This is a genomic window from Micromonospora sp. NPDC048040 (assembly GCF_055587185.1).
On the sequence record NZ_JBVJGT010000121.1, the window covers coordinates 1 to 2,271 of the forward strand.

Genomic DNA, 2,271 nt, shown 5'->3' on the forward strand with positions numbered 1-2,271 from the left:
GGTGTGTGGTTGTTCTTTGAGAACTCAACAGGGTGCTTGATAAGCCAGTGCCAAATTGTTTGATACCCCGGGCTGGCAAGCCTTTATGGTTTGTTGGTCTTGGATTCCTTTGGCAACACATGTTGTCGGGATGACTGTTTCAGCAAAGTTTTTGTTGGAGAGTTTGATCCTGGCTCAGGACGAACGCTGGCGGCGTGCTTAACACATGCAAGTCGAGCGGAAAGGCCCTTCGGGGTACTCGAGCGGCGAACGGGTGAGTAACACGTGAGCAACCTGCCCTAGGCTTTGGGATAACCCCGGGAAACCGGGGCTAATACCGAATAGGACCTTACTTCGCATGAGGTTTGGTGGAAAGTTTTTCGGCCTGGGATGGGCTCGCGGCCTATCAGCTTGTTGGTGGGGTGATGGCCTACCAAGGCGACGACGGGTAGCCGGCCTGAGAGGGCGACCGGCCACACTGGGACTGAGACACGGCCCAGACTCCTACGGGAGGCAGCAGTGGGGAATATTGCACAATGGGCGGAAGCCTGATGCAGCGACGCCGCGTGAGGGATGACGGCCTTCGGGTTGTAAACCTCTTTCAGCAGGGACGAAGCGTAAGTGACGGTACCTGCAGAAGAAGCGCCGGCCAACTACGTGCCAGCAGCCGCGGTAAGACGTAGGGCGCGAGCGTTGTCCGGATTTATTGGGCGTAAAGAGCTCGTAGGCGGCTTGTCGCGTCGACTGTGAAAACCCGCAGCTCAACTGCGGGCCTGCAGTCGATACGGGCAGGCTAGAGTTCGGTAGGGGAGACTGGAATTCCTGGTGTAGCGGTGAAATGCGCAGATATCAGGAGGAACACCGGTGGCGAAGGCGGGTCTCTGGGCCGATACTGACGCTGAGGAGCGAAAGCGTGGGGAGCGAACAGGATTAGATACCCTGGTAGTCCACGCTGTAAACGTTGGGCGCTAGGTGTGGGGGGCCTCTCCGGTTCCCTGTGCCGCAGCTAACGCATTAAGCGCCCCGCCTGGGGAGTACGGCCGCAAGGCTAAAACTCAAAGGAATTGACGGGGGCCCGCACAAGCGGCGGAGCATGCGGATTAATTCGATGCAACGCGAAGAACCTTACCTGGGTTTGACATGGCCGCAAAACCGGCAGAGATGTCGGGTCCTTCGGGGGCGGTCACAGGTGGTGCATGGCTGTCGTCAGCTCGTGTCGTGAGATGTTGGGTTAAGTCCCGCAACGAGCGCAACCCTCGTTCGATGTTGCCAGCGCGTTATGGCGGGGACTCATCGAAGACTGCCGGGGTCAACTCGGAGGAAGGTGGGGATGACGTCAAGTCATCATGCCCCTTATGTCCAGGGCTTCACGCATGCTACAATGGCCGGTACAATGGGCTGCGATACCGTGAGGTGGAGCGAATCCCAAAAAGCCGGTCTCAGTTCGGATCGGGGTCTGCAACTCGACCCCGTGAAGTCGGAGTCGCTAGTAATCGCAGATCAGCAACGCTGCGGTGAATACGTTCCCGGGCCTTGTACACACCGCCCGTCACGTCACGAAAGTCGGCAACACCCGAAGCCGGTGGCCCAACCCCTTGTGGGAGGGAGCCGTCGAAGGTGGGGCTGGCGATTGGGACGAAGTCGTAACAAGGTAGCCGTACCGGAAGGTGCGGCTGGATCACCTCCTTTCTAAGGAGCACCTTCACCTGAAAGGGTGTAAGGAGCCCGCGACCTGCGAATGTCGGGTCGGGGTGCTCGATGGCGGAGACACTGGCGAGTCGGATGCCGGCAACGGTCACGGATGTCTAGTACACGCCCTTCGGGGTGCAGGAACGATGGATGTGATGCGGCTGGGGTCTGGTGTATAGCACCCTGTTGGGTCCTGAAAGAACAACCGGTGGTTGTTTCTTTCGGAGCCTTGTGCGGAGCGGGAGCTTCGTGGGCTGCCAGGCATGGCCTGGTCTCGCATACCGGTCGCTGTGGTGATGCTGGTGTGGGGCTGTGGGTTGTGGGTTGGTCGTTTGTTGAGAATTGCACAGTGGACGCGAGCATCTTTGTGGTCAAGTTGTCAAGGGCGAACGGTGGATGCCTTGGCACCAGGAGCCGATGAAGGACGTGGGAGGCCGCGATAGGCCTGGGGGAGCTGTCAACCGAGCTGTGATCCCAGGGTGTCCGAATGGGGGAACCCGGCATCAGTCATGTGGTGTCACCTGCACCTGAACACATAGGGTGTATGGAGGGAACGCGGGGAAGTGAAACATCTCAGTACCCGTAGGAAGAGAAAACAAATTA

2 rRNA genes (1 of these 2 only partly in view) are annotated in these 2,271 nt (G+C 58.8%); both read left to right on the forward strand.

The features are described from left to right. Positions 1 to 151: 151 nt before the first annotated feature. A 16S ribosomal RNA gene (locus ACZ6O2_RS36300) occupies positions 152 to 1,668 on the forward strand. A gap of 369 nt (positions 1,669 to 2,037) precedes the next feature. Continuing rightward, positions 2,038 to 2,271, forward strand: a 23S ribosomal RNA gene (locus ACZ6O2_RS36305) (it continues 2,977 nt past the right edge of the window). The 16S and 23S rRNA genes sit together here, the layout of an rRNA operon.